At 43.5% G+C, this 2,127-nt stretch carries 1 protein-coding gene and 1 pseudogene; both read left to right on the top strand.

Annotated elements, in window-relative coordinates; translation table 11 throughout:
• Positions 1-219: 219 nt before the first annotated feature.
• Positions 220-1,884 carry a DNA repair protein RecN gene (gene recN, locus B9J87_RS09830; protein ID WP_094150491.1) on the top strand — a complete coding sequence of 555 codons (1,665 nt, stop codon included), beginning with the start codon at positions 220-222 and terminating at the stop codon, positions 1,882-1,884.
• A 144-nt stretch (positions 1,885-2,028) separates the two neighbouring features.
• Positions 2,029-2,127, top strand: a pseudogene (locus B9J87_RS09825) (outer membrane protein assembly factor BamE); the annotation flags it as partial.

The following is a 2,127-nucleotide window of genomic DNA, read 5'->3' as shown; positions in this document are numbered from 1 at the left end:
ACATTTAATAATCAATTCAAAACTAATTAACCCCATCGAATGAAGTAAAATTCACTAGAAAGCCAGAGCTATCAAGCAACATAAATCACTTTCTGTCGCATGCACTAAACTCAGCGCAGTTTCCAATACTCATAGTTTTCTGACAGGCATCTTTACTGTATAAAAAAACAGTTTATACTGTTCGCTTATACAGTGTTGTTTGATTATATAGGTACAGAAATGCTGGCTCATTTAAGTGTGAATAATTTTGCTATTGTTAAATCATTGCAGTTAGAGCTTTCCAAAGGAATGACTACCATTACTGGCGAAACCGGTGCGGGTAAATCCATTGCAATTGACGCGCTCAGTTTATGTCTTGGTGGCCGTGCGGAAGCAGGAATGGTCAGGCAGGGTGAAGAAAAAACCGAAGTCAGCGCCGCCTTTATTTTAGACAATAACCTCAACGCCACGCGCTGGTTGGAAGACAATGACTTGCTCGACCAAAAAGAGTGTATTTTACGCCGAATCATCACCAAAGATGGCCGCTCTCGAGCCTTCATCAATGGCAGCCCTGTGCCTCTTTCACAACTCAAAGCTCTAGGTCAATTACTGATCAACATTCACGGTCAACACGCCCATCATCAACTGATGAAAAGTGAGTATCAAATGAGCATGCTGGACCAATACGCAGGTCACGTGAGTCTTGTCAAAGAGACACGCTCAGCCTACCAAATGTGGCGTCAAGCAGATAACCAGCTCAATCAACTCAAAGAAAATAGTCAACAAAACCAAGCTCAAGTTCAACTGCTGGAATATCAAATCAAAGAGCTCAATGAATTGGCGATTGGTGAAGAAGAGTTCACCGAACTCGAACAAGAGCACAGACGTTTAGCCAACAGTGGTGAGCTTGCTGCCACTTGCCAGCAAGCCATTGAACTTATTTATGAGGGGCAAGAAGTCAATGCGCTAAGTTTGCTGCAGTCAGCCAACCACGCCTTGCTTGAACTGGCCGAGTTAGATGAAAAACTTGCCACCTTACCCAACATGGTGGCTGAAGCCATCATCCAACTCGAAGAAGCCAACAGTGAATTGCGAAACTATCTGGACAGTATCGATGTCGATCCTGAACGTATGGCTTATGTAGAAGAACGTTACTCTAAAGTGATGTCCATATCGCGCAAACACTACATCGCTCCTGAAACGCTTTACCACCACCACCAAGATCTGCTCAAACAAATAGCGCAACTTGACTGCTCTGAAGATAAATTACAAGAACTGGAAAGTAACGTTGCCAAACAGTATCAGCAGTTTGCAACCTGTGCCGACAAACTGCATAAGTCTCGTAGCCGTTACGCGAAAGAACTGGATAAGTTAATAACCAATAGCATGCACGAACTGAGCATGGAAAAAGCCAAGTTCTGCATCGAAGTTAATCATGAAACAACGCATCCATCACCACTGGGTTTTGACACCGTAACTTTCTTAGTCTCAACCAACCCAGGTCAACCGCTGCAGCCTATCGCTAAAGTCGCGTCAGGCGGAGAGCTGTCACGGATATCTCTAGCAATCCAAGTGATCACCGCTCAAAAAGTAGACACTCCTAGCCTTATTTTTGATGAGGTTGATGTCGGTATCAGTGGCCCGACAGCAGCGGTAGTCGGAAAAATGTTAAGAACATTAGGTGAATCAACCCAAGTACTGTGTGTGACTCACTTACCACAAGTGGCAGGCTGCGGGCACCAACAACTGTTTGTCAGCAAGCAAGCCAAAGCAGGAAAGACAGAAACACAAATGAAACGATTAGATAGTGAACAACGCGTCGCTGAACTTGCTCGCCTTTTAGGGGGTAGCCAAATCACCGAATCTACCCTTGCTAATGCGAAAGAACTGCTGATCGCCGCCTAAGCTGACATTTTTCTTTTTAGGTTTGCAACCAAACTCAAAATTTGCAGTCTCAACTAGCTCGTAGCTCAGTCTATTTTTTACTTCTGCTGCGAGCTTGTTTATTATCAGTCCAGTTTTACGACCTATTGGCAAAGAATTTTGAATATGCAGTTAAAAAAGTGGTTAATCGCAGTCCCTTTAGCAATGACAATGCTAACTGGATGCTCTTTATTAGAAAAACTCGTTTATCGTATTGATATTAAC

The organism is Vibrio sp. V19_P1S1T109, from assembly GCF_002241375.1.
GTDB lineage: Bacteria > Pseudomonadota > Gammaproteobacteria > Enterobacterales > Vibrionaceae > Vibrio > Vibrio anguillarum.
This window is presented reverse-complemented; position numbering and strand designations above follow the sequence as displayed.